Origin of the sequence: Bradyrhizobium sp. HKCCYLRH2047 (genome assembly GCF_051168175.1) — a bacterium.
Lineage (GTDB): Bacteria > Pseudomonadota > Alphaproteobacteria > Rhizobiales > Xanthobacteraceae > Bradyrhizobium.
Window position 1 is genome coordinate 718,626 of record NZ_JBNPUM010000002.1, and the last position, 26,215, is coordinate 744,840.

A 26,215-nucleotide genomic window follows, 5' to 3' on the forward strand; every position below is an offset into this window, starting at 1 on the left:
AGGGGAAATGACCCAAAAAGGGCCGGCTCCGTGATATGAGGGGCGCATCGAACTTCCGGGAGAGGACGGACCCCAGCCGATGTCAGACACCACCGCTGTGATCGACGCCCAGACCAACCCGCTGCTCGTGGCCTGGGAGACCCCCCACCAGACACCGCCCTTCGACGCGATCAGGCCCGAGCACTTCCTGCCGGCCTTCGAGCGCGCCTTCGCCGACCATTCCGCCGAAATCACCGCGATCACTCACGATCCGGCCGAGCCCGACTTCGCCAACACCATCACGGCGCTGGAGCGCTCGGGCAAGCTGCTGTCGAAGGTCGCGGCGGTGTTCTACGACCTGGTGTCGGCGCATTCGAACCCGGCGATTCTGGAGATCGACAAGGACGTGTCGCTGCGGATGGCGCGGCACTGGAACCCGATCATGATGAATGCCGTGCTGTTTGGCCGCATCGCGCTGCTCTACGACAACCGCAAGGACCTCAAGCTCACCGGTGAGGAGCAGCGGCTCCTGGAGCGCACCTACACCCGCTTCCGCCGTGCCGGCGCCGGCCTGTCCGATGACGACAAGGTGCGGATGGCCGAGATCAACGAGAAGCTCGCCCAGCTCGGCACCACCTTCAGCCACCACGTGCTCGGCGACGAGCAGGACTGGGTCCTCGAGCTCGGCGAGGACGACCGTGCCGGCCTGTCCGAGAGCTTCGTGGCTGCCGCCAAGGCTGCGGCGGAAGAGCGCGGCATGCCCGGCAAGGCGATCGTGACCCTGTCGCGCTCCTCGGTCGAGCCGTTCCTGCAGAGCTCCGCCCGCCGCGACCTCCGCGAGAAGGTGTTCAAGGCGTTCACCGCGCGCGGCGACAATGGCAATTCCAACGACAACAACGCCGTCATCGGCGAGATCCTGGCGTTGCGCGAGCAGGCCGCCAGGATCATGGGCTTTCCCAACTTCGCCGCCTATCGCCTCGAGGATTCCATGGCGAAGACGCCGGAGGCGGTGCGCGGCCTCTTGGAGCGGGTCTGGAAGCCGGCCCGCGCCAAGGCGCTGGCCGACCGCGACCAGTTGCAGGCGATGATCACGGCGGAGGGCGGCAACTTCAAGCTCGAGGCCTGGGATTGGCGTTACTATGCCGAGAAGCTGCGCCAGGCGAAGGCCAACTTCGACGACGCGGCGATCAAGCCGTATCTTTCGCTCGATAACATGATCGCGGCCGCCTTCGATTGCGCCACGCGGCTGTTCGGGATCACCTTCGCCGAGCGCAAGGACATCCCGGTCTGGCATCCGGACGTCCGGGTGTGGGAGATCAAGGCGGCCGATGGCAGCCACAAGGCGCTGTTCTATGGCGATTACTTTGCGCGCTCGTCGAAGCGCTCCGGCGCCTGGATGACCTCGCTGCGCGACCAGCAGAAGCTCGACGGCGACACCGCGCCCTTGATCATCAACGTCTGCAACTTCGCCAAGGGCGCGGACGGCCAGCCCTCGCTGCTGTCGCCGGACGATGCGCGCACGCTGTTCCACGAGTTCGGCCACGGCCTGCACGGTATCCTGTCCAACGTGACCTATCCGTCGCTGTCGGGCACTGCCGTGTTCACCGACTTCGTCGAGCTGCCGTCGCAGCTCTACGAGCACTGGCAGGAGCGCCCCGAGGTGCTGCAAACCTTCGCGCGTCACTACCAGACCGGCGAGCCGCTGCCGCAGGACCTGCTCGACCGCTTCCTGGCGGCGCGCCGCTTCAACCAGGGCTTTGCCACGGTCGAGTTCGTCTCCTCGGCGCTGATCGACCTCGAGTTCCACACCCAGCCGGCATCGGCTTCGAAGGATGTGCGCGCGTTCGAAAAGGCCGAGATGGAGAAGATCGGCATGCCGCAGGAGATCGCGCTGCGCCACCGGCCGACTCAATTCGGCCATATCTTCTCGGGAGACCATTATGCGGCGGGCTATTACAGCTACATGTGGTCGGAGGTGATGGATGCGGATGCCTTCGGCGCCTTCGAGGAAGCCGGCAACATCTTCGATCCCACCGTCGCCAAGCGGCTTCACGACAACGTCTATTCCTCGGGCGGCTCGCTCGATCCGGAAGCGGCGTATGTCGCGTTCCGGGGCCGCGAGCCCGAGCCCGACGCGCTGCTCCGCCGGCGTGGCCTGCTCGATGTCCCCGCGGCGGCTTGAGGTGAAGGGGATGGCGGTGGTTCGTTTCGTTCTCGGTGCGCTGATGCTCGTGCTCGGCGCGAGCGCGGCGAGCGCCCATCCGCATGTCTGGGTCACCGCGACCAGCGAGCTGCTCTACGCGGCCGACGGTTCGCTGACCGGCGTGCGGCACGCCTGGACCTTCGACGACATGTTCGCGACCTACGCGTTGCAGGGCCTCGAGACCAAGCAGAAGGGCGTCTACACCCGCGAGGAGCTGGCGCCGCTGGCGCAGACCAATGCCGAGTCGCTGAAGGAATATGCCTATTTCACGTTCATCAAGTCCGACGGCCGCAAGCAGAAGCTCGAGGATCCCGTCGACTACTACCTCGAATACAAGGACACCAAGCTGACCTTGCACTTCACCCTGCCGCTGAAGGCGCCGGTGAAGCCCAGGGAGCTCCAGGTCGAGGTGTACGATCCCAGCTATTTCATCGATTTCCAGATGGCGGAGAAGGATCCCGTCAAGCTGGTCAGTGCTCCCGCGGGCTGCAAGTTCGGCCTGGTGAGACCGAGCGACGGCGGCTCCGTCGCGCAGACCATGAACGAACAGACATTCCTGAGCGGCGGGGCGAACGCCAATTTCGGAATGAATTTCGCCAACAAGATCTCAGTGGAATGTCCATGACACCTCGCCCCAGCTCCGCCCGTCCGCTCCTCACCTGCGCTGCGATCCTCGCAGCGCTTCTCGCCGCCGACGCCGCCTCGCATGCGCTGCTCGCCAAGCCGCCATTCGGCGCGCCGGCGGAGCCGCAGGTCGGCGGCATCGTCGGCTGGCTGCTCGCCAAGCAATCGGAGTTCTACCGGCAGATGTCGGGGGCGATCCGCTCGGCCAAGCAAGATGGCTCGGCGGTGTGGTGGCTGCTGGCGATCTCGTTCGCCTACGGCATCTTTCATGCGGCTGGTCCCGGCCACGGCAAGGCCGTGATCGCGTCCTATCTCGTCGCCAACCAGGAGACGGCAAAGCGCGGCATCGTGCTCTCGTTCGCCTCGGGCCTGATGCAGTCGCTGGTCGCGGTCGTCATCGTCGGCATCGGTGCCGTGCTGCTCAACGCCACGGCTGCGAACATGTGCAGCGCCGAGAAGGTGGTGGAGATTGCAAGCTACGGCCTGATCGCGCTGCTCGGCGCACGTCTGGTCTGGGTCAAGGGCGCGGCATTCCTGCGCACCTGGCAGCCGGCGACGCCGGCGCTGGCCTTGGCGGGCGCGCCTGCGGCGGCGGTGGCGCCGTCAGTGCATGATCATGGCCATGCGCATGATCATCAGCACCGCGCGCCTCATCATGATCATCACGGTCATGATCACCATCATGGTCACGACCACCACGGCCACGATCATCATCACCACGATCGTGCGGACGCCCATGCTGCGGCGGCGCATGGTCACGCTGCTCACGATCACGTTCACGGCGATGATTGCGGTTGCGGCCATTCCCACGGGCCCGCGCCGAGCGAGCTCGCCGGTCCCGGCGGCTGGCAGCGCGGCTTCCAGGCGATCTTCGCCGCCGGCATCCGCCCGTGCTCGGGCGCGATCCTGGTGCTGGTGTTCGCGCTGGCGCAGGGCCTGTTCTGGGCCGGCGTCGCCGCGACCTTCGTGATGGGCATGGGCACCGCGATCACCGTCGCCACCATCGCCGTCATCGCGGTCGCCGCCAAGGACATCGCCCGCCGCCTCAGCGCCGGCCGCGACGGCGGCGGCGCCCTGATCATGCGGGGACTGGAGTTCGGCGCGGCCGGGCTGGTGCTGCTGTTCGGTGTCGGCCTGCTGTTCGGCTACATGGCGGCGGAACGCACGACCTGCTTCTGAGCGGGGTGCGGTCAGCTACTCCGCTCCTGCGCAACACGTCCGCCGCGGCGTACTGGATGCGCCTGCGCGGGGCATGACAGCGGTGGGGTGGGCCGAGATCGCGCAAAACTATCGGTGTCGTCCCGGCCTTGAGCCGGGACCCATACTCCGCGGCGGCTGTGATTGAGCGAGCCTTTAACTACACGCCTGCCTCAAACCGCTCCCTGTGGTTATGGGTCCCGGCTCAAGGCCGGGACGACAGCGAGGGTGCGGATGCGGTGTTGCCATGCCCCTGCGGCCGCAGCGCGCGTCCCAAGGCCATCAGCGGGAAGTAGTGGCGGTACATGCCGTAGCGGAGCATGAAGGCGCGGGACAGCTCGGGGCCCTGCATCAGCCGCTCCTGCAACGAGGGATCGTTCAGCTTGATGGTCTGGCCGACGCCATAGCCGGGGAAGCCGGTGCCGGTGAACTCCGGCTCGTCCCAGGTGCCGGCGGACTGGCGCTCGACCAGCCACATGCAGCCGCGCTCGATCGCCTCCTTGTCATCAGGACGGTTGGCGGCGAGCAGTGCCATCAGCGCCCAGGCGGTCTGCGACGCGGTGGTGGTGCCGCGCCCGACCGCGCTGACATCCATGTAGGAGGCGCAGCTCTCGCCCCATCCGCCATCGGCCTGCTGATTTGCGACGAGCCAGTCGCAGGCGCGGCCGATATAAGGCTGGGTCATGTCCTCGCCGATCGCGGCCAGCGCCGGCAGCACCGCGCCGGTGCCGTAGACGTAGTTGACGCCCCAGCGGCCGAACCATGGACCGCTCGGCTCCTGCTCCCGTCGGATGTAGTCGAGCGCGCGCACCATGGCGGGATGGTTGCGCGAGATGCCGAGCTTGCCGAACGCCTCGACGATATGCGCGGTGACGTCGACCGACGGCGGATCGAGCGCCTCGCCGTAGTCGCAGAACGGAATCTTGGTCAGGATCTGCTGGTTGTTGTCCTTGTCGAACGCGCCCCAGCCGCCGCCGTGGCTCTGCATGCCGATCAGCCAGTCGACGCCGAGCTGAATGGCCTCGTCGATGCCTTTCGCCTTCCACTTGGGGTCATGCCGCAGCGGCGCCAATGCGATCAGCGCCACCGCGGTGTCGTCCGTGTCGGGATAGTAGTTGTTGGCGTATTCGAACGCCCAGCCGCCGGGCTTGACGTGCGGCAGCTTCATCGACCAGTCGCCGGGCACCCGCACCTGGCGCTCCAGCACCCAGTTCACCGCCTTGTCGACGGCTTCCGGATAATCGCCGAGCACGCCGGCGTCGTCGAAGGCGAGCAAAGTGAGGATGGTGTCCCACACCGGGCTGTTGGTCGCCTGGATGTAGGTGGCGTCGCCGACGTCGACCCGCCAGCCGGGATCGTTCAGGGCATCGAGGCCCTTGGCGAGAACGGGGTGATTGAGCGGATAGCCCTCGGCATAGAGCGCCATCAGGCCGTAGATCCAGGGCGGCTGGATGCCGCCCCAGGCGCCGTCGAAATCCTGATGGCGGATCATCCATTCCAGCACGCGGCTGGTCGCCGCCGGGCGGAACAGGCCGAGATTGAGCTTGTTGCCGAAGTTCTGGAGGGCGTGCAGCACCTTGTCGGCGCCGCGGAAGAACTTGTCCCAGCCGCCGGCGTTGGCCTTGACCGGCAGGTCGTAGTCGAACGCGTTGCGCCCATGCGGAAACAGCGCGTCGAGCCGGTTCTCGGGCGGCAGCGGCCGGCTCGGGCGCCGCGCCGACAGCACGGCGATCGGCATCAGGGTGGCGCGTGCCCATTGCGCGAAATTGTAGATCGAGAACGGAAACCAGAGCGGAAACCAGATCACTTCGGGCGGGATGTTCGGCGTCTTCTCCCACGGCCATTCGCCGATCAGCGCCAGCCAGTAGCGCGTGAACACGCGGATGTTGCGCAAGCCGCCCTTGGCCTCGATCCATTCGCGGGCGCGGCGCACCGGCGGCTCATCGTCGCGGAAGCCGAGCGAGCGCAGCGCGGCATAGGCCTCGACGGTCGCGTTGATGTCGCCATTGGGCGCGCCGAAATAGACCTGCCAGGCGCCGTCCGGGCGCTGGCTGTCGAGCAGCGACTGGCCCAGGCGCTTGCGCAGCGGATGGTCCTCGAGCCCCATGAACCACAGCGCCAGGCACCATTGCGCTTCCATGCAGGCGTTGGATTCGGCGCGGCCGACCCAGTGGCCGTCCGGCTTCTGGTTGGCGATCAGCCAGTCCGAAGCCGCCCGCACCGTCGATTGCAGGGCGGTCTGGTAATTTCCCGGGTCGCGCGGCGCGCGCGCGGAGGCCGAGCTGGTCAAAGTCATCACAAGTCCTCTGGCGGCTTACGGCGCCGCTGCAGCCGTCGAATTCACCCCGCCCTATAGGGAATTTCGCCGTCAAATCCAATCAACTGGCCGTAGCAGGCCGGATCAAAGCGGAAACGAAAGGCGTACGGACCGAGGTCTTCAGCGCTCGTGGTTAGCACCTCGGCGGGGACAGGGATGTGACACCGCTCACGCGCAGGGACCGCGGCTTCCGCTCAAACCGGCAGGTAATTGCGCAGCAAAGGCAGGAAGAAGATCCCGACCGTGATGAGGAAGCCGATCGCCCACAGGATCGAGCGCAGCGACGGCCGGTCGCCGACGTAGGTCAGGACGTAGGCGACGCGCACGATCAGGAACAGCACCGACAGCTCGTTGATCAGGTTCTGCGGCGCACCGCGGAACTCGGCCAGCAGCACCGCGGCGGCAAAGAACGGGAACGCCTCGATGCCGTTCTGGTGGGCGCCCAGCGCCCGCTCGCGGATGCCGCCGTCATAAAAGGACGGATCGCGCGGCCTGGCATTGTCATAGCGCCCGGCGCCGTCGACCTTGATCCATTTCGCCGGCACGATCGTTAAAAGGTAGAGCATTACGCTGGCGAAAATGCACCATTCTGCAATCGTCATGGCTCCTCCAGCCCGATGACATCGGTGAAATGGCCCTTATCTTGACAATGTCGAAACAAGCCGCCAAGCCACGCCCTTCACCAGTCACAGGCATCATGACCGCCGCCATCTCCCTCGACAATGCCAGGCCTGTCGATGCCAAGGCTCTTGATGCCAAACCGTTGCCGGCCGCGAGCACGTCACGCGTCGGCGTGCTGCTGGTCAATCTCGGGACGCCCGATACGGCCGACGCCGCTGGCGTGCGGGTGTATCTGAAAGAGTTCCTGTCCGACCGTCGCGTCATCGAGGACCAGGGCCTGCTGTGGAAGATCATCCTCAACGGGATCATCCTCAACGTCCGGCCGCGCAAGAAGGCCAAGGACTACCAGTCGATCTGGAACACCGAGAAGAACGAATCGCCGCTGAAGACGATCACCCGCGCGCAGAGTGAGAAGCTGGCCGCTGCGATCGCCGACCGCAGCCACGTCCTCGTCGACTGGGCGATGCGCTACGGCAATCCGTCGATCAAGGCCGGTGTCGATGGCCTGATGGCCAAAGGCTGTGACCGCATCCTGGTCGTGCCGTTGTATCCGCAATATTCGGCCGCGACCTCGGCCACCGTGTGCGACGAGGCGTTCCGCGTCCTGACCGAGCTGCGGGCGCAGCCGACCATCCGGGTGACGCCGCCCTATTACAACGACGATTTCTACATCGAGGCGCTGGCGGTCTCGATCGAGGACCATCTCAAGACGCTGCCGTACACGCCCGAGCTGATCGTGGCGTCGTTCCACGGCATGCCGAAGGAGTATGTCGACAAGGGCGATCCCTATCGCGAGCAGTGCGTCGCCACCACCGAGCTGCTGCGCAAGCGGCTCGGCATGGACGACACCAAGCTGCTGCTGACCTTCCAGTCGCGTTTCGGCTTCTCGGAGTGGCTGCAGCCCTACACCGACAAGACCATCGAGAAGCTCGCCAAGGACGGCGTCAAGCGCATCGCCGTGGTGATGCCCGGCTTCGCCGCCGACTGCCTGGAGACGCTGGAGGAGATCTCCGGCGAGAACTGCGAGATCTTCAAGCACAATGGCGGCGAGAAATTCTCCGCCGTGCCGTGCCTGAACGACAGTGCCCCGGGCATGGAGGTACTGCGGCAGCTCGTGCTGCGCGAGCTGCAGGGTTGGCTGTAACGGGCTGGCTCTGAGCCGGCCCGCCGGCGCTTCTCTGCCTTCGGCTAGGTGAGCCGTGCGGCGGCGCAAGGTTAATGCCGCTGCAACCTTCGAAAATACTTTCCTGAACCGCGCCTAACGAATCCCCGACAAAATCATGCAGCAATCCCTAGATTGTGATGGCTGCAGAGGCTGGTGAGGGGACGACCGTCTCCTCCCTTGGAGGATCCATGAGCGGTTTCGACATTTTCGCCATAGCGCTGGTGCTGCTGGTCATCTTCACGTTGTATTCCGGCGTGAAGACCGTGCCACAGGGGTTCGACTGGACCGTCGAGCGGTTCGGCAAATACACCCGCACCTTGTCGCCGGGCCTCAACATCATCGTGCCCTTCTTCGATCGCATCGGGCGCAAGATCAACATGATGGAGCAGGTGATCGACATCCCCGAGCAGGAGGTCATCACCAAGGACAACGCCACCGTGACGGTCGACGGCGTCGCCTTCTACCAGGTGTTCGACGCCGCCAAGGCGAGCTACGAGGTGTCGAACCTCAACCAGGCGATCGTCACGCTGACCATGACCAACATCCGCTCGGTGATGGGCGCGATGGATCTCGACCAGGTGCTGTCGCATCGCGACGAGATCAACGAGCGGCTGCTGCGGGTCGTCGACGCCGCGGTGTCGCCGTGGGGCCTCAAGGTGAACCGGATCGAGATCAAGGACATCGTGCCGCCGGCCGATCTGGTCGAGGCGATGGGCCGTCAGATGAAGGCCGAGCGCGTCAAGCGCGCCGACATCCTGCAGGCCGAGGGCCAGCGCCAGTCGGAGATTCTGCGCGCGGAAGGTGCGAAGCAGAGCCAGATCCTGCAGGCGGAGGGCCGCCGCGAATCGGCCTTTCTCGATGCCCAGGCGCGCGAGCGCGCGGCCGAAGCCGAGGCCAAGGCGACGCAGATGGTGTCGGACGCGATCGGTAAGGGCGATGTCGCCGCGCTCAACTACTTCATCGCCGACAAATACATCAAGGCATTCGGCCAGCTCGCCGATTCACCGAACCAGAAGGTGATCATGCTGCCGCTGGAGGCGACGGGCATGCTGGCCTCGCTCGCCGGCATCGGCGAGATCGCCAAGGCGACGTTCGGTGAGAGCGCGGCTTCGGCCGTGGCCGCCGCGCGCCGCGGCGGTTCGGTGCCGTCGGCGGGGACGCCGCCGGCGCCGCCCGTGCCGCCGCGGACGTAGAGCGAAGGAGGCGATCATGAGCGACATGTTCGTCACGCTCGGCACCTGGAACTGGCTGATCTTCGGCGTCCTGCTGATGGCGCTGGAGCTGCTGGCGCCCGGCATCTTCCTGTTCTGGCTAGGCCTCGCGGCGCTGCTGGTCGGCCTGATCTCGTTCGTCATCGCGCCGGGATGGCAACTGCAGATCCTGCTGTTCGCGCTGTTCGCGATCGCGGCCGTGCCGCTGTGGCGGCGGCTGGCGCGCGCCAACGCGGCGCCATCGCAGGACAATCCGTTCCTCAACCGCCGCTCGGCCGCGCTGGTCGGCCGCGAGTTCACCCTGGAGAAGCCGATCGTCGGCGGCAACGGCACCGTGCGCATCGACGACACGGTGTGGCGCGTCGCCGGCCCGGACACGCCCGCCGGCAGCCGCGTGCGCATCGTGCAGGCGGACGGCGCACATCTGACGGTGACGGCGGCGTAAGCTCCGGGTGATGTCGCCTGAAGCAACGCTCTCACCACGTCATTGCGAGCGCAGCGAGGCAATCCAGAGTCGTTTCCAAAACCCTGGATTGCTTCGTCGCTGCGCTCCTCGCAATGACGGAGGAGAGAGCGGGGATCAGTTTTGCAGCCGCACGCCCAGCATCACCACCGTGCCCGACGAACCGGCACCGGCAATGTTGGAGTCCAGCTTGTCATAGCGCAGCGTGCCCTTGACCCAGACGTTGCGCGACATCTTGTAGACGAGGTTGCCTTCGGCCGAATAGGTGCGGTCGCTGCGGCCGTAGCCCTGATAGTCGAGCGTGCCGAAGCTGAACTTGCCGATGCCGGTCAGCCAGCGGCGGAAATCGTGATCGACCTGCACCGTGTAGGTGCGCACCAGCACGCCGGAGGCGCCGGCCACCGTGGTCTCCGCGAGCTGCGTGTCGGAGAGAAAGCGCGCGGTGGTCAGCGGCGTCGCCGACCACACCAGCGAGGCCGTGGTCAGGAAGCCCTGCAGCCGGTTCAGCCGCGGGTCGACATAGCTGCGCGTGGCATAGCCGAGCGAGACCTCGCCGGTCAGCAGCCGGGTGAACTCGAACGAGGTGCCGGCCTTGGCGTAGCCGCCGGATGAATCGCGCTGATAGCCGGACCGATCGATCTTCTCGTCGTGCACGCGGCTGTCGCCCTGGATTTCCGTGAAGGGCTTCAGGCCGGGCATGACCTCATAGGACACCCGGCCGATGCCGCCGAACTGGTTGTAGTTGCGGTCATCGTTCGACGTCATCGTGCCGTCGGTCAGCTTGCTCTGCTGATAGCTGGTGCGATCGGTGGTGGCGCCGGCCGAGACCTGCAGCCGGTTGAAGCGCTGGTCGATGCCTAAGGTGGTGCCGAGCGTGGTGTAGACCGGATAGCGCGACAATCCGGCCTGCACGCTGGGGCTGCCGGGATTGTCGGTCGCCGCGCGCAGGCGGAGCTGGGCGCCGATCGAGGTGTCGCGCGTGATATCGAGGCGGCCGTCGACATGGCCGGTGAAGTCGGGGCGGTCGAGCGTGGTCGGCGCCGAGTTGATGCCGCCGTCCATGATGGCCGGCAGGGTGCTGCCATAGCCGGTGAAGGATCCCCTAAGGTCGGCGACGAGGGCGTGACGCTCCCAGTTCGACACCGCCAGGAATTCCGGCGCGATCACCCAGGCCGGCATGCCGCGCGGCCTGGCGAGGCGGGCCGGGTTGCTGTCATAGCCGGCGGAGAGCTCGACCGCGCCCTTGATCAGGAACGGCCCGGCGTAGTCGCCGACCGCGCCGAACGGGTCGTCGTCGATCCTGAGGCGCTTGCGCGGCGGCTGGCCGGGGACGGTGCCCGCCATCGCGGGCGGCAGCGGCTGCCGGTTGGCGGAGGCCGAGGGCGGCAGGGTCGGGCGCAACTGGCCGGTGAGCTCGCCGGACGGCGGTGTGCCGGGGCCCGGCGCCGGCTTGGGCCGCGCCTGGGCGGGATAGTATTTCGGCTTCTTGCGGGTGCGATTCAGCGAATCATAGCCGACATCGGATGCGCCGCTGGCCGCGGGCACACCGGGCAGGGGGACCAGATTTCGTCGTGCGGCCGAGCTGGCCGGCGCAGGCGTCGCGGGCAGCCCTGGCGTCGGGACGGCATCGGTCAGGCCGCTGACCACGGTCCGCCGCAACGGGGAGTCCTGCGGCGCCAGGAAGCCGTCGCGCACCGGCCGGAACACGTCGATGGTCTGGGAGCGGGCGGCCTCGGGGCCGAGCGCGGCGAGCAGCAGGCATGCGGCGGACGCGCCGCGCCACACCGCGCGCCTTCGCGCGCGCCTCGCGCGGCCGCTGTCAGGCCTCCACCCCACGATGAAAATACTCCAACAAAATCAATTGCGTCGTCGGGACGCCCGCGCCGCCGGCAAACCGCGTCGTTAAGGGAGTAAAAACAAATATGGTTAATGGGCTGTTGATGGCGCCTTGCTGCCTTACCCATGCTAAAGAGCGGCGCCTGACTGTTCAGCCCTGGAAGTCCGCATGCCGAGATCGAAGCCGTTGCCCGACACCGCTCCCGCCAACGCAGATATCCAGTCGGCACTGCGCACGCTCGACGCCGGCAGCAACGGCATTGCCGCGATCTCCGCGGCGCTATCCGGGCCCTTGGGAGCAGCCTTCGCCGCTGCCGTCGAGCTGATCCGCCAAGCCAAGGGCCGGGCGATCCTCACCGGCCTCGGCAAGTCCGGCCACGTCGCCCGCAAGATGGCCGCAACCCTCGCCTCGACCGGCACGCCCGCCTTCTTCGTCCATTCCGCCGAGGCCGGCCATGGCGATCTCGGCATGATCACCTCGGACGACGTCGTCATCGCGCTGTCGTGGTCCGGCGAGCAGCCGGAGATGAAGACGCTGGTCAACTATACCAAGCGCTTCGCCATCCCGCTGATCGCGGTCACCTCCAATGCGCAATCGTCGCTGGGGGAGGCGGCGCGCATCGTGCTGGAGCTGCCGAAGGCGCGCGAGGCCTGTCCGCACAATCTGGCGCCGACCACCTCGACCCTGATGCAGGCCGCGATCGGCGATGCGCTCGCGATCGCGCTGCTCGAAGGCCGCGGCTTCACCGCGCTCGAATTCGCCAATTTCCATCCGGGCGGCAAGCTCGGCGCCATGCTCAAACATATCTCCGATCTGATGCGCTCGGGCGACGCGGTGCCGCTGAAGCCGCTCGGCACCGGCATGGCCGATGCGCTTGCCGAGATGTCGGCCAAGGGTCTGGGCTGCGTCATCATCGTCGATGGCCGTGGCCATGTCGCCGGCATCATCACCGACGGCGACCTCCGCCGGAAGATGCGTGCCGACCTGCTGTCCGTCTCGGTCGACGAGATCATGACCGCGAACCCGCGCACCGTGCGCCGCGAGGCGCTGGCCTCCGAGGCGCTGGAGATCCTGAACTCCGCCAAGATCACGACCCTGATCGTGACCGACGGCGCCAAGCCGGTCGGCATCCTGCACATGCACGATCTGTTGCGGGCAGGGGTGGCGTGACCTTCCCACCATGACCGACCGTTTCGATCTCGACAGATATCTCGCCCGCATCGGCTATCGCGGCCCGCTGACGCCGACGTTCCAGACGCTCGCCGGATTGCAGGCCGCCCATGTCGATGCCATCGCTTTCGAAGGCATCGATCCGCTGCTCGGCCGGCCCGTGAACATCGATCTCGCCTCGGTCCAGGCCAAGATCGTCGACGGCCGTCGGGGCGGCTATTGCTTCGAGCAGAACGCGCTGTTCAAGGCCGCGCTCGAGGCGATCGGCTTTGCGGTGACGCCGCTCTCGGCGCGGGTGCGCTGGCGGCTCGATGCCGACGCGCCACTGACGCCGCGCACGCACATGATGCTGAAGGTCGACCTGCCGGAGGGGCCGTACATCGCCGATGTCGGTTTCGGCTCCTGCCTGCTCGATACGCCGCTGCAGATGGTTGCCGACATCGAGCAGCCGACCGCGATGGGGACGTTCCGTCTGACGCTCTCCGATGGGCTGTATTGGCTCGCGGCGAGGCAGCCGGCCGGCTGGCGCACGATGTACGTCTTCGACCTCGCGCCGCAGATTCATGCCGACTACGTGCACGGCAACTGGTTTACCTCGACCAGCCCGTTGACGCCGTTCACCTCGATGCTGATCCTGGAGCGGTTGACCCGCGAGGCGCGCTACAAGCTGGTCAATCGCCGCCTGGTCATCGAGGCGCGCGATGGCGAGGTGAGGAGCGAGCAGATCATCGAAACGCCCGAGACGCTGCGCAGCGTCATCGAGGAGGTGTTCGGGCTGACACCTCCGGTGTCCGTCGATGTGATCTGGGCGCGCATCGAGGGTTGACGGGAAGGCGTTGCGATGGCGGATGAGTTTCAGCTGGAGTCCTATCTCGCCCGCATCGCCTATCGCGGGCCGCTCGCGCCCGACCTGGCGACGCTCGCAGCGCTGCAGGCTGCGCATGTCGACGCGCTGCCGTTCGAGGCGCTCGATCCGCTGATGGGCCGTTCCGTCCATGTCGACCTGCCGTCCGTGCAGCAGAAGCTCGTGCTCGGCCGCCGCGGCGGCTACTGCTTCGAGCAGAACGTGCTGTTCCAGGCCGCGCTGGAAGCGATCGGATTCAAGGTCAACGGCCTGACGGGGCGCGTGCGCTGGCGCTCGGCGCCATCAGATCCGCTCGGGCCGCGCCAGCACATGATGCTGCTCGTCGAGGTCGACGGCCATCCGCATCTCGTCGATGTCGGCTTCGGCATCTGCATGATGGATGCGCCCATCCGTCTCGAGATCGGGCCCGAGCAGCAGACGCCGATGGGGACGTTTCGCATCGGCACGTGGGACGGACTCTACACGGTCAGCGCAAAGCAGCCGGCGGGCTGGCGCATGATGTACGCCTTCGATCTCGCGCCGCAGATCCATGCCGACTACGTGCTCGGCAACTGGTACACCTCGACCAGCCCGAACGTGCCGGCCACGCATACGCTGATGATGGAGCGTGTCGAGCCTCGTGTGCGGCACAAGCTGGTCAGCCGCCGCTATCAGCGGCAGGCGCGCGATGGCGAGGTGATCGAGGAGCGGATCATCGAGAGCGCCGGCGAGCTTGGCCGTCTCATCGACGACATCTTCCGTGTGACGCCCCCGGTGCCGGTCGAAGACATCTGGGTGCGGACGTCGAGCTGATCGCGTTGCAGGTTGCACGCGGTGTTCTGTGATCGAACGTGCGTTGCGGCCGCGCATGCGAGCACGAGTCGCTGCGGAACTTTTTCGCGTGTCGTGCGGAATTTGACGGGAATGCCGGCCCTCTCATTGTGTTTATGTTAAGAGTCGCACCCTTAGGTTGCGGGAACCTGAGGGGCTCGCGGCTGCCAGCCGTCGAACAATGGGGATCGTCCAGCATGACTGACATCGTGATGCACGCGACGCGATCAATCCTGCCGAGTGTGTCCGAGCAGGGCTGCCCTCACCGAACACGGCCGCATCCTTCCTGACATCGGAGCCGCGCACCGCGGCTCATCCGAGCTGGCCTCACGGCCAGGACGGGTGGGGGCTTCACGGTTGCAACGTCGACCCTGACGCTTCGACGCTCATCCGATCGATCATGAGACCACGGCCTGACCTGCCACTTCAGGCCGAGCGGAGACTCTCGTCGAGGAAGCCCCCATCCCTTTTTTTGTTGTCCGTGCAATGAATGCTGCAAATTGGATTGGAGCTGCAAGCGACGCAATCGGTGCGCTCCCCTCCCCCTTGCGGGGAGGGATCGGGGGTGGGGGTCCCCGAGTCACGTTCGATCTGATGAGAGCTGAATTCTCTATCCGTGAGTAGGGCGCATGCTGAGCTCGATAGTCTCACCGCGTCATTGCGAGCGCAGCGAAGCAATCCAGAGTCGGTTGCGCGGCTCTGGATTGCTTCGTCGCTTTGCTCCTCGCAATGACGGAAGCTCATAGCTGACTTCAGAAGAAGAGGGCGACGAAAGCGGTGACTGCCTTGGGCATGTTCTTCGGCATGTTCTTGGGCATGTTGAAGCGCCGGCGGATCCAACGCTGTTCGGCGCCCGGTGACCCCCACCCCCGACCCCTCCCCGCAAGGGGGAGGGGAGCGCACCGGCGTCGGGGTGGGCAGTCGGGCTAAGGCTGATCTACAGCACGTCCACTACACTCCGCGCTCAGCGCGGCAGCTCGGTCTTGCCCATAAGGAACTTGTCGACGGCCTGGGCGCACAAGCGGCCCTCGCGGATCGCCCAGACCACCAGGGACTGGCCGCGCCGCATGTCGCCGGCGGAGAAGACCTTCGGCAGCGAGGTCTGGTAGTCGGTCAGGTTGGCCTTGACGTTGCCGCGCGGGTCGAGGTCGACGCCAAGGCTCTTGAGCAGGCCCTCGTGCACCGGATGCACGAAGCCCATCGCCAGCAGCACGAGGTCGGCTGCGAGCTCGAACTCGGTGCCCGGGATCGGCTTGAACTGGGCGTCGACGCGGACGCAGTGCATCTTCTTGACCGCGCCGTTCTCACCCTCGAACTTCTGCGTCAGCACCGCGAACTCGCGCATCGCGCCCTCGGCCTGGCTCGACGATGTCCGCATCTTCAGCGGCCAGTTCGGCCAGGTCAGCGCCTTGTCCTCGCGCTCCGGCGGGGCCGGCATGATCTCGAGCTGGGTCACGGAGAGCGCGCCCTGGCGCAGCGAGGTGCCGATGCAGTCGCTGCCGGTGTCGCCGCCGCCGATCACGACGACATGCTTGCCGCCGGCGAGGATCTCGGTCGCATTCACCGGCTCGTTGCCGACGCGGCGGTTCTGCTGCGGCAGGAAGTCCATCGCGTAATGAATGCCGGCGAGATCGCGGCCGGGGATCGGCAGGTCGCGCGGGGCTTCCGCGCCGCCGGTCAGCGCCACGGCGTCGTAATCCTTCAGCAGCGTCTTGGCATCGAGGCCATCCTTGCCGCCGACATTGACGCCGTAGTGGAAGACGACGCCTTCGCCTTCCATCTGCGCGATGCGGCGGTCGATGATACCCTTCTCCATCTTGAAGTCGGGAATGCCGTAGCGCAGCAGACCGCCGGCCTTGGCGTGCTTCTCATAGACATGCACCTCGTGTCCGGCGCGCGCCAGCTGCTGCGCGGCTGCGAGACCGGCCGGACCCGCGCCGACGACCGCGACCTTCTTGCCGGTCTTGACGGAGGCCGGCTCCGGCTTCAGCCAGCCATTCTCCCAGGCCTTGTCGACGATGGCGCATTCGATCGTCTTGATGGTCACCGGGTTGTCGTCGATGTTCAAGGTGCACGACGCCTCGCACGGGGCAGGGCAGATGCGGCCGGTGAACTCCGGGAAGTTGTTGGTCGAGTGCAGGTTGCGCGACGCCTCTTCCCAGTTGCCGTTGTAGACGAGGTCGTTCCAGTCCGGGATCTGGTTGTTGACCGGGCAGCCGGTGGTGCCCGGCGCGGCCGAGCCCGTGCCGTGGCAGTAGGGGATGCCGCAATTCATGCAGCGCGCCGCCTGGTCGCGCAGCTCCTTCTCGGAGAGCGGCACCACGAACTCGTTGAAGTTCTTCAGACGCTCGGCAACCGGCGCGTACTTGCGATCGTGCCGCTCGATTTCGAGAAAACCTGTGACCTTGCCCATGACCTACGACGTCCCTGACTGCTCGGGCCTCATGGTTCGAGACGGCGCTTTCGCGCCTCCTCACCATGAGGGTTTGCTCCTACTTCTCCTCACCCTGAGGAGCGGCGTCTTCGCCGCGTCTCGAAGGGTGAGGCCCCGCTCTCGGCCTCATGGTTCGAGAAGGTGCTGCGCACCTCCTCACCATGAGGGTTTGCTCCTATTTTCTCCTCACCGCTGAGGAGCGGCGTCTTCGCCGCGTCTCGAAGGGTGAGGCCCCGCTCTCGGCCTCATGGTTCGAGACGGCGCTACGCGCCTCCTCACCATGAGGAGAGATATCAAGCCCCGATCGCGATCTTCGGCTCGGCGTCGGCGTTGGCCGCCATTTCCTTCAGGGCGCGGCGGTACTCGACCGGCATCACCTTGCGGAACTTCGGCGCATAGTCCTTCCAGTTCGCCAGGATTTCTGCGGCGCGCTTCGAGCCGGTGGCCTTGGCGTGACGCGAGATCAGGATGTGCAGGCGTTCGATGTCGGACGCCAGCAGGTTCTTGAACACGTCGACCCGGCCATGCGCCTCAAGATCGCCCATCTGGTGATAGGAGGCTTCCGCGATCATCTCCTCCGACAGCACCGGCTCGAGCTCGACCATCGCCATGTTGCAATGCTTGTCGAAGTCGCCGGCCTCGTCGAGCACATAGGCGACGCCGCCGGACATGCCGGCCGCGAAGTTGCGCCCGGTCTTGCCGAGCACGACGACGATGCCGCCGGTCATGTATTCGCAGCAATGATCACCCGCGCCCTCGACCACGGCGACCGCGCCCGAGTTGCGCACCGCGAAGCGCTCGCCGGCGATGCCGCGGAAGAAGCACTCGCCGGAGATGGCGCCGTACATCACGGTGTTGCCGACGATGATCGACTCCTCCGGCACAATGCCGGAGTTGCGCGGCGGCTTGACGATGATGCGGCCGCCCGACAGGCCCTTGCCGACATAGTCGTTGCCTTCGCCTTCGAGCTCGAAGGTGACGCCGTTGGCGAGCCACGCGCCGAACGCCTGGCCGGCGGTGCCCTTCAGGCTGACATGGATGGTGTCCTGCGGCAGGCCGGCATGGCCGTAGATCTTCGCCACCGCGCCGGAGAGCATCGCGCCCGCCGAACGGTCGGTGTTGTTGATCTCGGCCTCGATCTTGACCGGCGCGCCGCGGTCGAGCGCGGGCTTGGCCTGCTCGATCAGCTTGCGGTCGAGCACGGCGTCGAGGTGATGGTCCTGCTTCTCGGCGTGATAGACCTTCTGGCCCGGCTCCGCCTTCTGCTTGACGAACAGCTTGGAGAAGTCGAGGCCCTTGGCCTTCCAATGCGCCACCAGGCGGGACTGGTCGAGCATCTGGGTCTGGCCGACCATCTCGTTGAACGAGCGGTAGCCCAGAGCGGCCATGATCTCGCGGACTTCCTCGGCGACGAAGAAGAAGAAGTTGATGACGTGCTCGGGCTGGCCTGTGAAGCGCTTGCGCAGCACCGGGTCCTGGGTGGCGACGCCCACGGGACAGGTGTTGAGGTGGCACTTGCGCATCATGATGCAACCGGCCGCGATCAACGGCGCGGTGGCGAAGCCGAACTCGTCGGCGCCAAGGAGTGCGCCGATGACGACGTCGCGGCCGGTGCGGAAACCGCCGTCGACCTGGACCACGATGCGGCTGCGCAGCCGCTCGCGCACCAGCGTCTGATGCGTCTCGGCCAAGCCGATCTCCCATGGCGATCCCGCATGCTTGATCGAGGTGAGGGGAGAAGCACCGGTGCCGCCCTCGAAGCCCGCGATCGTGACGTGGTCGGCGCGCGCCTTGGCGACGCCGGCCGCAACCGTGCCGACGCCGACCTCCGAGACGAGCTTGACCGACACCTGACCGTCGGGATTGACGTTCTTCAGGTCGTAGATCAGCTGCGCGAGATCCTCGATCGAGTAGATGTCGTGATGCGGCGGCGGCGAGATCAGGCCGACGCCCGGGGTCGAGTGGCGCACCTTGGCGATGGTGGCGTCGACCTTGTGGCCGGGCAGCTGACCGCCTTCGCCGGGCTTGGCACCCTGCGCCATCTTGATCTGCATCATGTCGGAGTTGACGAGGTACTCCGTCGTCACGCCGAACCGGCCCGAGGCGACCTGCTTGATCGCCGAGCGCATGGAATCGCCGTTCGGCAGCGGCTTGAAGCGGTCGGCCTCCTCGCCGCCTTCGCCGGTGTTCGACTTGCCGCCGATCCGGTTCATGGCGATCGCGAGCGTCGTATGCGCCTCGCGCGAGATCGAGCCGAAGCTCATCGCGCCCGTGGCGAAGCGCTTGACGATCTCCTTCGCCGGCTCGACCTCGTCGAGCGGAACCGGCTTGCGCTTGTCGTCCTCGGCCGACTTGATCCGGAACAGGCCGCGCAGGGTCAGCAGCCGCTCCGACTGCTCGTTGAGCAGCTTGGCGAACGCCTGGTAGCGCTCCCTGGAGTTGCCGCGCACGGCGTGCTGCAAGGTCGCAACCGACTCTGCCGTCCACGCATGGTCCTCGCCGCGGGTGCGGTAGGCATATTCGCCGCCGACATCGAGCGCCGACTTGTAGACCAGCGCATCGCCGAACGCGTCGCGGTGACGGCGCGTGGTCTCCTCGGCGATCTCGGCGAGGCCGACGCCCTCGATGCGGGTGTGGGTGCCGGCGAAGAACTTCTGCACGAACTCGGCGCGAAGGCCGACCGCGTCGAAGATCTGCGCGCCGCAGTAGGACTGATAGGTCGAGATGCCCATCTTCGACATGACCTTGAGCAGGCCCTTGCCGATCGACTTGATGTAGCGCTTGACGACCTCGTAGTCGCTCAGCGCGCCCGGCAGCTTGTCCTTGAGCGCGATGATGGTCTCGAAGGCGAGATACGGATTGATCGCCTCTGCGCCGTAGCCGGCCAGACAGGCGAAGTGATGCACCTCCCGCGGCTCGCCGCTCTCGACGACGAGGCCGACCGACGTGCGCAGGCCGGTGCGGATCAGGTGATGATGCACGGCGGCGCAGGCGAGCAGCGACGGGATCGGAATCCGGTCGGCCGAGACCATGCGGTCGGACAGGATGATGATGTTGACGCCCTCGCGCACCGCGGCTTCGGCGCGGCCGCAGAGATCGTCGAGCACCTGCTCGAAGCCGGCCGCGCCCAGGCTCGCATCGAAGGTGGTGTCCAGCGTGCGTGAGACGAAGTGGCTGTCGGAGACCTCAGAGATCGAGCGGATCTTCTCCAGGTCCGCATCGGTCAGGATCGGCTGATGCACCTCGAGCCGCTTGGTCGAGGCGACACCCTCGAGGTCGAACAGGTTCGGTCGCGGGCCGATGATCGAGACCAGGCTCATCACCAGCTCCTCGCGGATCGGATCGATCGGCGGGTTGGTGACCTGTGCGAAGTTCTGCTTGAAGTAGGTGAAGAGCAGCTTCGGCTTGTCCGACAGCGCCGAGATCGGCGTGTCGTTGCCCATCGAGCCCGTGGCCTCCTCGCCGGTGGCGGCCATCGGCGTCATCAGGATCGCGATGTCTTCCTGGCTGTAGCCGAACGCCTGCTGCCGGTCCAAGAGCGGCAGGTTGGTGCGCGCGCCCGTGGTCGGCGCATCCGGCAACTTCTCGACCTGGATCTGCGTGCGGCCGAGCCACTCGGTGTAGGGATGGCTGGCGGCGAGCTGCGCCTTGATCTCGTCGTCCGGGATCAGGCGGCCCTGCTCGAGATCGACGAGCAGCATCTTGCCGGGCTGCAGCCGCCACTTGGTGACGATCTGGTCCTCCGGGATCTTCAGCACGCCCATCTCGGACGCCATTACGATGCGGTCGTCCTTGGTGACGAGATAGCGCGCCGGCCGCAGGCCGTTGCGGTCGAGCGTGGCGCCGATCTGGCGGCCGTCGGTGAAGGCGATCGCGGCCGGGCCGTCCCACGGCTCCATCAGGGCGGCGTGATATTCGTAGAACGAGCGGCGCTCCTCGCTCATCAGCGGATTGCCGGCCCACGCCTCCGGGATCATCATCATGACCGCGTGTGGCAGCGAGTAGCCGCCCTGCACCAGGAACTCGAGCGCGTTGTCGAAGCAGGCGGTGTCCGACTGGCCCTCATAGGAGATCGGCCAGAGCCGGCTGATGTCCTTGCCGAACAGCTCCGACGACACCGACGCCTGCCGCGCCGCCATCCAGTTGACGTTGCCGCGCAGGGTGTTGATCTCGCCGTTATGCGCGATCATGCGGTAGGGGTGCGCCAGCGACCAGGTCGGGAAGGTGTTGGTCGAGAAGCGCTGATGCACCAGCGCCAGCGCGCTCTCGAAGTCCGGCTCGTGCAGGTCGGCGTAGTACTTGCCGAGCTGGTCGGCCAGGAACATGCCCTTGTAGATCACGGTCCGGCACGACATCGAGCACGGGTAGTAGCCCGACATGCCGCGGTCGCGGCGCTGATAGATCGCCTGCGAGATCGACTTGCGGAGGATGTAGAGCCTGCGCTCGAACTCGTCCTCGGTCTTGGCGGCGCCGTTGCGGCCGATGAACACCTGCATGCTGCGCGGCTCGGTCGGCTTGACCGTCACGCCCAGCGAGGAGTTGTCGGTCGGCACGTCGCGCCAGCCGAGCAGCACCAGGCCCTCGTCCTCGATCTGGTCGGCGATGATGCTCTTGATGACGTTCCGCCAGGCTTCGTCGCGCGGCATGAACAGCGCACCGATGGCGTATTCGCCGGGGGCCGGCAGCGTGAAACCGAGCTCCTTCGCCTTGCGCGAGAAGAAGGCGTGCGGGATCTGCACCAGGATGCCGGCGCCATCGCCGAAGCGCGGGTCGGCGCCGACGGCGCCGCGGTGCTCCAGATTGCAGAGGATGCTGAGCGCGTCCGCGACGATCTGATGCGACTTCTGGCCCTTGATGTTGGCGATGAAGCCGACGCCGCAGGAATCCTTCTCCTGGCTCGGATCGTACAGACCCTCGGCTTCAGGACGCCACGTATGCAACTCGCGGGTGATCTCGGCCGGTTTCTCGTGCGAATCCACAGCCAGCACCGCGCCGCCCAAAATTCCGTGCTCGACCTTCGATCCGCTCATATCCGTCCCCATCAATTATTGGTCAGGGCCTTCACCACAGTCCGGTACACAGTCCGGCGCACCCCGGGCGCTGCGCGGCCCCTCTCCGAAGCCAACGCTCGTCCTTTTTCAGCGAGCCGCATTTGCAGAATTCAGGCCAGCCGCCGGGGGACCATGTCCCCGCTGGACGACCGCGGCCTGTTCATGTCGCAGCGCCCTCAGGCGCCGTAACATCATTGCAAAGTCTCGGTCACCTTTGCAACGAAATTTTAGACAGCATTTCTGTCCTAAACCGCAAGATGCCAAACTTTAACCTATCACACAAGCACTGCGGAGTCCTGCGGCGCGCGCCCGGCAACGCGGGCATTCCCCGGCAAATCTTCCGTTTCTGCCACTGACCGAACGACCCAGCCCGATCGGGCGATCACGCGCTGCGCTCGATTTTGAAACCTAACGCCCCGATCCCGCCCCTTCGCCGACCCAGGACCGCCGGAATCACGGCAGACCTTCCGCCGCACTTGAGAAGAAGCGAACAGCTTCACGTGCGGGGGCATGCAGGAGCTTTGAGCCATGAAGTTGCTAGTTGGAGTCGTCTCAGCCGGGTTGATCGCGACGTTCGCCGCCGCGCAGGCCGAGCCGTTGCCGCCACTGGGCGTCCGTGCGCCCTACACGGCGGTCTCCGATTTCGATGCGCCTTATTCGGATCTGCCGCCGCCGGCCGTCGTGCCCGCGCCGCCGCCGCGTTACGGCTACCGGCCGGGCCCCGATTACGGCTACCGCGACGAGCGCTATGTGCCGCCGGCGCCGGTCTACCGCCAGGACAATTACGGAGAGGGCTATCAGCAGGACTATGGCTATGCGCCCGCGTTCCTGCCGGTGCATGAGGTCTATGCCATTCTGCGCGACAACGGTTTCTCGCCGCTCGGCGCGCCGCGCCAGCGCGGCAATGTCTGGATCGTGGCGGTGCTCGATCGCCAGGGCGAGGACGGCAAGCTCGTGGTCGATGCCCGCTCCGGCCGCATCATCCGCTTCGTGCCGGCGTTCCAATGGGGCGAGGAGTACGAGCGGATGCGCTATGAGCCCGCCCCGCGCGGTGGCCTCGACCGCCTGCCGCCGCCGAGCGTGATCCGGGCCGATCCGCGCCTGGTGCCGCCGATGCCGGCTGCGCCGCGCGTTGCCACTGCGGTGCCGATCCAGCCGAAAGTGCCGACGCCTGCCGCGCGGCCGAGTGCACCGGCACCGCAGACCGCAGCGCTCAATCCGAAGCCGGCCGAGGCGGTCAAGCCGGTCGCGCCCAGCCCCGCGGACATCAGGCCGGCCGAGGCCAAGGCTTCGAACGCCAACACATCTGAGGCCAAGTCTTCAGAGGCCAAGGCTTCCGAGGCCAAGGCTTCAGATGCAAAACCCTCAGAGCCGAAGCCCGTGCAATCGGCCGCGGCTACAGCCACGCCGCAGACGACTGGCTCCATCGCGGTGCCCACGGCGAAGCCGGTGCCCCCGATCCTGCCGACGGCAAAGATGCCGGCTGTACAGGGTTTGGAATAGAGGCGGTCAGACGGTCTGCCCGGCCTCTTGCCACCACCAACGACCTCATCGCCCGGCTCGACCGGGCGATCCAGTCAACACCGGCAACTTGGTCATTCACGACCGCCGCTGCGTGCTGGATGCCCGCTTTCGCGGGCATGACAGGTCGTTTGGAGCAGCCGATGAGACCCCAGCACCATCGGTCGCACTACTCGTGCTGACCGGCGGCCTTCAGGATCAGATCAGCGATCTTCTTCGGATGCGACACCAGCGACAGGTGCCCGGCGTCGAGCTCGATCGTGGTCGCCTTCATGCGGTGGGCCAGGAAGCGCTCGAAATCCGGATCGATGGTCTTGTCCTGCTTCGACACTGCATAGAATGACGGCTTGTCATGCCACGCCGCCTGGGTGGTGCGGTTGCCGAAGATCGTCGCCGCCGTCGGCCACTGCACCGCATAGAGCTCCTTCGCCGTCGTCGCATCGACGCCGTTGGCGAAGTCCTTCAGGAAGGCGTCCTCGTTGAGCTTGGTCTCGCCGTCATGGTCGACGATGCCGGCGCGTGCCGGCGGCGTCGGATATTGCCCGGCGAGCTTGACGAAATCCTCGCCCGCATCGGGGGCGCGGGCGGCGACATAGACCAGCGCGCTGACCTTCGGATCGGTGCCGACCTCGCTCACGACCGTGCCGCCCCAGGAATGGCCGACCAGCACGGCCGGCCCATCCTGCTCGGCCAGGGCGCGGCGGGTGGCGGCCGCGGAGTCCGCCAGCGAGGTCAGCGGGTTCTGCACGGCCGTGACCTTGAGGCCGGCCGCCTGCAGATAGGCGATGACCTTGGCCCAGCTCGAGCCGTCGGCCCAGGCGCCGTGCACCAGCACGACGTTGTGGACCTTGGGCGGCGGCGCGGGCTGCGCCAGAGCAGGGCCGGCCAATGCCGTCAGGGCGGCGACGAAAGTGAGGGTGCGAACGACGTTCATCGTTGAGGCTCCAGTGGCTCGGGTGAGTGAGGTCATCACTGGCGTCTTCGCTGGCCGGGTGCAGGCCGTTACCGCCCGTCACGATCGTTTGATTGCACTGCAGCAACGCACAAAAAAACGCCCCGGCTGCCCGGGGCGTTCGCATTCTCAAGTCTGTGTGCCGGTTACGCGGCGGCCTTCTCGGCCGATCCCTCGATCACCGGCTGCTCGGAGCCTTGCGCTGATGTGGAGATCGGAATCGAACGGGGCTTCTTCGCTTCCGGAATCTCGCGCACGAGGTCGACATGGAGCAGGCCGTTTTCGAGGCTGGCGTTCTTCACCACCACGTGGTCGGCGAGCTGGAACGAGCGCTCGAAGGCCCGGGCGGCGATGCCGCGATACAGCACCTCAGCCTTCTTGCCGTTCTCGTTGGCGGCTTTCTCGCCCTTGATCGTCAGCGTGTTTTCCTTCGCGACGAGGGAGAGCTCATCCTTGCCAAAGCCGGAGACGGCGACGGTGATGCGGTAGGCGTTCTCACCGGTGCGCTCGATATTGTAGGGCGGATAGCCGGGGGTGGGCTCGGCGGTGGCCTGATCGAGCATCGAGAACAGACGGTCGAAACCGACGGTGGAACGATAGAAGGGGGTGAGGTCGTAGGTACGCATGGTCAAAGTCCTCCATTGAGCGACTATTGGGCAAACCCGCCCGCCATCGGGCCGGGCTGTCGTGCAGCCTGATGCGGCCTGCACGATCTCGATGTAGGGCAGGCGTTTCGACGTTCAAGGGCGTTCGGGACCTGCTCTTTTTGCCGTTCCACCCCTTGATTCCCGCTGCCTTTCACCTATTCGATGGGCGCCTCATGACGCTCGTCTCGATTCCCGCCAATCCCGTTCCCGAAAACGTCACTGCCGGCACCATCAAGACCCCTGATGGCGCCGAACTGCGCTTTGCGCGCTGGGCGCCGCCGGCCGGGCGCAAGGGCACGGTGTGCGTGTTCACCGGCCGCAGCGAGATGATCGAGAAGTATTTCGAGACGGTGCGCGATCTGCGCGATCGCGGCTTTGCCGTCGCCATCATCGACTGGCGCGGCCAGGGCCATTCGTCGCGGCGCCTGCGCGATTCCCGCAAGGGCTATGTGCGTTCGTTCTCCGACTACGAGACCGACGTGGAGACCTTCGTCACGCAAGTCGTGCTGCCGGACTGCCCGCCGCCTTATTTCGCGCTGGCGCATTCGATGGGCGGCACGGTGCTGCTGCGGCTCGCCCATGCCGGCAAGCGCTGGTTCGATCGCATCGTGCTGTCGGCGCCGATGATCGACCTTCCGGGCAGCCGCACCGCGCTGCCGGCGCGGCTGTTGCTGCGGGCGATGCGCATCGCCGGACAGGGCGGCCGCTACGTGCCGGGCGGCAACGACGAGATCAGCGGGCTGGCGCCATTCGTCAACAATCCGCTGACCTCCGATCCGGTCCGCTATGCCCGCAACGCCGCGATCCTCGAAGAAGATCCGACGCTCGGCATCGCCTCGCCCACGGTCGCCTGGGCCGACGCGGCGTTCTCCGCGATGATGACCTTCCGCGGCATGAGCTATCCGTCGCAGATCCGCCAGCCGATCCTGATGCTGGCGGCCTCCAGCGACACCGTGGTGTCGACGGCGGCGATCGAGGAGTTCGCCTATCATCTGCGCGCCGGCTCGCATCTCGTGATCGCCGGCGCCAAGCACGAGATCCTGCAGGAGCAGGACCGCTACCGCTCGCAGTTCTGGGCCGCGTTCGATGCCTTCGTGCCGGGCACACCGCTGTTCGGCTGAGCCGTCGCGCCCGTTTGCTGGACACCC

General features: G+C 66.5%; 18 protein-coding genes. 11 read left to right on the forward strand and 7 right to left on the reverse strand.

What is annotated here, in order from left to right:
- Positions 1-79 precede the first annotated feature (79 nt).
- Genes ACQR1D_RS06860 through ACQR1D_RS06870 form a run of 3 tightly spaced genes read left to right on the forward strand, consistent with a single transcriptional unit; the run spans position 80 to position 3,985 of the window.
- Entirely contained in the window at positions 80-2,161 is a 2,082-nt protein-coding gene (locus tag ACQR1D_RS06860; protein ID WP_434873547.1) for a M3 family metallopeptidase, read from the forward strand.
- 10 nt (positions 2,162-2,171) lie between these two features.
- Entirely contained in the window at positions 2,172-2,807 is a 636-nt protein-coding gene (locus tag ACQR1D_RS06865) for a DUF1007 family protein (protein ID WP_316179634.1), read from the forward strand.
- Complete coding sequence (locus ACQR1D_RS06870; RefSeq protein ID WP_434839645.1) at positions 2,804-3,985, forward strand: nickel/cobalt transporter; 1,182 nt, start codon at positions 2,804-2,806, stop codon at positions 3,983-3,985. Before ACQR1D_RS06865 ends, ACQR1D_RS06870 begins: the two co-directional genes overlap by 4 nt.
- 223 nt (positions 3,986-4,208) lie before the next feature.
- Here ACQR1D_RS06870 and shc read toward each other — a convergent pair whose 3' ends face one another.
- Together shc and ACQR1D_RS06880 are read right to left on the reverse strand one after the other, a co-directional pair.
- Complete coding sequence (gene shc, locus ACQR1D_RS06875; RefSeq protein ID WP_434839646.1) at positions 4,209-6,299, reverse strand: squalene--hopene cyclase; 2,091 nt, start codon at positions 6,297-6,299, stop codon at positions 4,209-4,211.
- Positions 6,300-6,514: 215 nt separating this feature from the next.
- Positions 6,515-6,922 carry an MAPEG family protein gene (locus tag ACQR1D_RS06880; RefSeq protein ID WP_434839647.1) on the reverse strand — a complete coding sequence of 136 codons (408 nt, stop codon included), beginning with the start codon at positions 6,920-6,922 and terminating at the stop codon, positions 6,515-6,517.
- A gap of 95 nt (positions 6,923-7,017) precedes the next feature.
- Here ACQR1D_RS06880 and hemH point away from each other — a divergent pair, with 95 nt between their 5' ends.
- The 3 genes from hemH (at position 7,018) to ACQR1D_RS06895 (ending at position 9,762) form a co-directional block, all read left to right on the forward strand.
- The gene (gene hemH / locus ACQR1D_RS06885) at positions 7,018-8,085 is read left to right on the forward strand and encodes a ferrochelatase (RefSeq protein ID WP_434839648.1); all 1,068 of its coding nucleotides are present in this window, start codon (positions 7,018-7,020) and stop codon (positions 8,083-8,085) included.
- Between the two features lie 209 nt (positions 8,086-8,294).
- Positions 8,295-9,299 carry an SPFH domain-containing protein gene (locus ACQR1D_RS06890; protein WP_315801805.1) on the forward strand — a complete coding sequence of 335 codons (1,005 nt, stop codon included), beginning with the start codon at positions 8,295-8,297 and terminating at the stop codon, positions 9,297-9,299.
- A gap of 16 nt (positions 9,300-9,315) precedes the next feature.
- Positions 9,316-9,762, forward strand: a complete 447-nt coding sequence (locus ACQR1D_RS06895; RefSeq protein WP_315801806.1) for an NfeD family protein — start codon at positions 9,316-9,318, stop codon at positions 9,760-9,762.
- A gap of 135 nt (positions 9,763-9,897) precedes the next feature.
- On the opposite strand, the gene ACQR1D_RS06900 is transcribed toward ACQR1D_RS06895, so the two are convergent.
- Positions 9,898-11,616, reverse strand: coding sequence for an outer membrane beta-barrel protein (locus tag ACQR1D_RS06900; RefSeq protein ID WP_434839649.1), 1,719 nt, complete (start codon positions 11,614-11,616; stop codon positions 9,898-9,900).
- A 169-nt stretch (positions 11,617-11,785) separates the two neighbouring features.
- On the opposite strand from ACQR1D_RS06900, the gene ACQR1D_RS06905 reads away from it, so the two are divergent.
- Genes ACQR1D_RS06905 through ACQR1D_RS06915 form a run of 3 tightly spaced genes read left to right on the forward strand, consistent with a single transcriptional unit; the run spans position 11,786 to position 14,444 of the window.
- Positions 11,786-12,787: a KpsF/GutQ family sugar-phosphate isomerase gene (locus ACQR1D_RS06905; protein WP_315801808.1), complete on the forward strand. Its 1,002-nt coding sequence runs from the start codon at positions 11,786-11,788 to the stop codon at positions 12,785-12,787.
- A gap of 10 nt (positions 12,788-12,797) precedes the next feature.
- Entirely contained in the window at positions 12,798-13,613 is an 816-nt protein-coding gene (locus ACQR1D_RS06910; protein ID WP_434893730.1) for an arylamine N-acetyltransferase family protein, read from the forward strand.
- A gap of 15 nt (positions 13,614-13,628) precedes the next feature.
- The gene (locus ACQR1D_RS06915) at positions 13,629-14,444 is read left to right on the forward strand and encodes an arylamine N-acetyltransferase family protein (RefSeq protein WP_434839651.1); all 816 of its coding nucleotides are present in this window, start codon (positions 13,629-13,631) and stop codon (positions 14,442-14,444) included.
- Between the two features lie 982 nt (positions 14,445-15,426).
- On the opposite strand, the gene ACQR1D_RS06920 is transcribed toward ACQR1D_RS06915, so the two are convergent.
- Positions 15,427-16,875 (reverse strand): glutamate synthase subunit beta, encoded by a 1,449-nt coding sequence (locus ACQR1D_RS06920; protein WP_316179620.1) that lies wholly within the window; start codon positions 16,873-16,875, stop codon positions 15,427-15,429.
- Positions 16,876-17,189: 314 nt separating this feature from the next.
- Positions 17,190-21,926 carry a glutamate synthase large subunit gene (gene gltB / locus ACQR1D_RS06925; RefSeq protein WP_434839652.1) on the reverse strand — a complete coding sequence of 1,579 codons (4,737 nt, stop codon included), beginning with the start codon at positions 21,924-21,926 and terminating at the stop codon, positions 17,190-17,192.
- Between the two features lie 549 nt (positions 21,927-22,475).
- Here gltB and ACQR1D_RS06930 point away from each other — a divergent pair.
- A complete protein-coding gene (locus tag ACQR1D_RS06930) occupies positions 22,476-23,450 on the forward strand; it encodes a hypothetical protein (protein ID WP_434893729.1) in 975 nt (324 codons plus the stop codon).
- 187 nt (positions 23,451-23,637) lie between these two features.
- On the opposite strand, the gene ACQR1D_RS06935 is transcribed toward ACQR1D_RS06930, so the two are convergent.
- Both ACQR1D_RS06935 and ACQR1D_RS06940 read right to left on the reverse strand, forming a co-directional pair.
- The gene (locus ACQR1D_RS06935) at positions 23,638-24,402 is read right to left on the reverse strand and encodes an alpha/beta fold hydrolase (RefSeq protein ID WP_434893728.1); all 765 of its coding nucleotides are present in this window, start codon (positions 24,400-24,402) and stop codon (positions 23,638-23,640) included.
- Positions 24,403-24,566: 164 nt separating this feature from the next.
- Positions 24,567-25,046 (reverse strand): Hsp20 family protein, encoded by a 480-nt coding sequence (locus ACQR1D_RS06940; protein WP_434893727.1) that lies wholly within the window; start codon positions 25,044-25,046, stop codon positions 24,567-24,569.
- A gap of 194 nt (positions 25,047-25,240) precedes the next feature.
- Between ACQR1D_RS06940 and ACQR1D_RS06945 the strand changes: the two genes are divergently transcribed.
- Complete coding sequence (locus ACQR1D_RS06945) at positions 25,241-26,188, forward strand: alpha/beta hydrolase (protein WP_315801816.1); 948 nt, start codon at positions 25,241-25,243, stop codon at positions 26,186-26,188.
- Positions 26,189-26,215 lie beyond the last annotated feature (27 nt).

Bases quoted from the DNA above. Each gene is read 5' to 3' on its own strand.
- ACQR1D_RS06930 (WP_434893729.1), top strand. From the start codon at position 22,476: ATGAAGTTGCTAGTTGGAGTCGTCTCAGCCGGGTTGATCGCGACGTTC.
- ACQR1D_RS06895 (WP_315801806.1), top strand. From the start codon at position 9,316: ATGAGCGACATGTTCGTCACGCTCGGCACCTGGAACTGGCTGATCTTC.
- ACQR1D_RS06880 (WP_434839647.1), bottom strand. From the start codon at position 6,922: ATGACGATTGCAGAATGGTGCATTTTCGCCAGCGTAATGCTCTACCTT.
- ACQR1D_RS06940 (WP_434893727.1), bottom strand. From the start codon at position 25,046: ATGCGTACCTACGACCTCACCCCCTTCTATCGTTCCACCGTCGGTTTC.
- ACQR1D_RS06910 (WP_434893730.1), top strand. From the start codon at position 12,798: ATGACCGACCGTTTCGATCTCGACAGATATCTCGCCCGCATCGGCTAT.
- ACQR1D_RS06870 (WP_434839645.1), top strand. From the start codon at position 2,804: ATGACACCTCGCCCCAGCTCCGCCCGTCCGCTCCTCACCTGCGCTGCG.
- ACQR1D_RS06890 (WP_315801805.1), top strand. From the start codon at position 8,295: ATGAGCGGTTTCGACATTTTCGCCATAGCGCTGGTGCTGCTGGTCATC.
- shc (WP_434839646.1), bottom strand. From the start codon at position 6,299: ATGACTTTGACCAGCTCGGCCTCCGCGCGCGCGCCGCGCGACCCGGGA.
- ACQR1D_RS06935 (WP_434893728.1), bottom strand. From the start codon at position 24,402: ATGAACGTCGTTCGCACCCTCACTTTCGTCGCCGCCCTGACGGCATTG.
- gltB (WP_434839652.1), bottom strand. From the start codon at position 21,926: ATGAGCGGATCGAAGGTCGAGCACGGAATTTTGGGCGGCGCGGTGCTG.
- ACQR1D_RS06860 (WP_434873547.1), top strand. From the start codon at position 80: ATGTCAGACACCACCGCTGTGATCGACGCCCAGACCAACCCGCTGCTC.
- ACQR1D_RS06865 (WP_316179634.1), top strand. From the start codon at position 2,172: ATGGCGGTGGTTCGTTTCGTTCTCGGTGCGCTGATGCTCGTGCTCGGC.
- hemH (WP_434839648.1), top strand. From the start codon at position 7,018: ATGACCGCCGCCATCTCCCTCGACAATGCCAGGCCTGTCGATGCCAAG.
- ACQR1D_RS06920 (WP_316179620.1), bottom strand. From the start codon at position 16,875: ATGGGCAAGGTCACAGGTTTTCTCGAAATCGAGCGGCACGATCGCAAG.
- ACQR1D_RS06905 (WP_315801808.1), top strand. From the start codon at position 11,786: ATGCCGAGATCGAAGCCGTTGCCCGACACCGCTCCCGCCAACGCAGAT.
- ACQR1D_RS06945 (WP_315801816.1), top strand. From the start codon at position 25,241: ATGACGCTCGTCTCGATTCCCGCCAATCCCGTTCCCGAAAACGTCACT.
- ACQR1D_RS06915 (WP_434839651.1), top strand. From the start codon at position 13,629: ATGGCGGATGAGTTTCAGCTGGAGTCCTATCTCGCCCGCATCGCCTAT.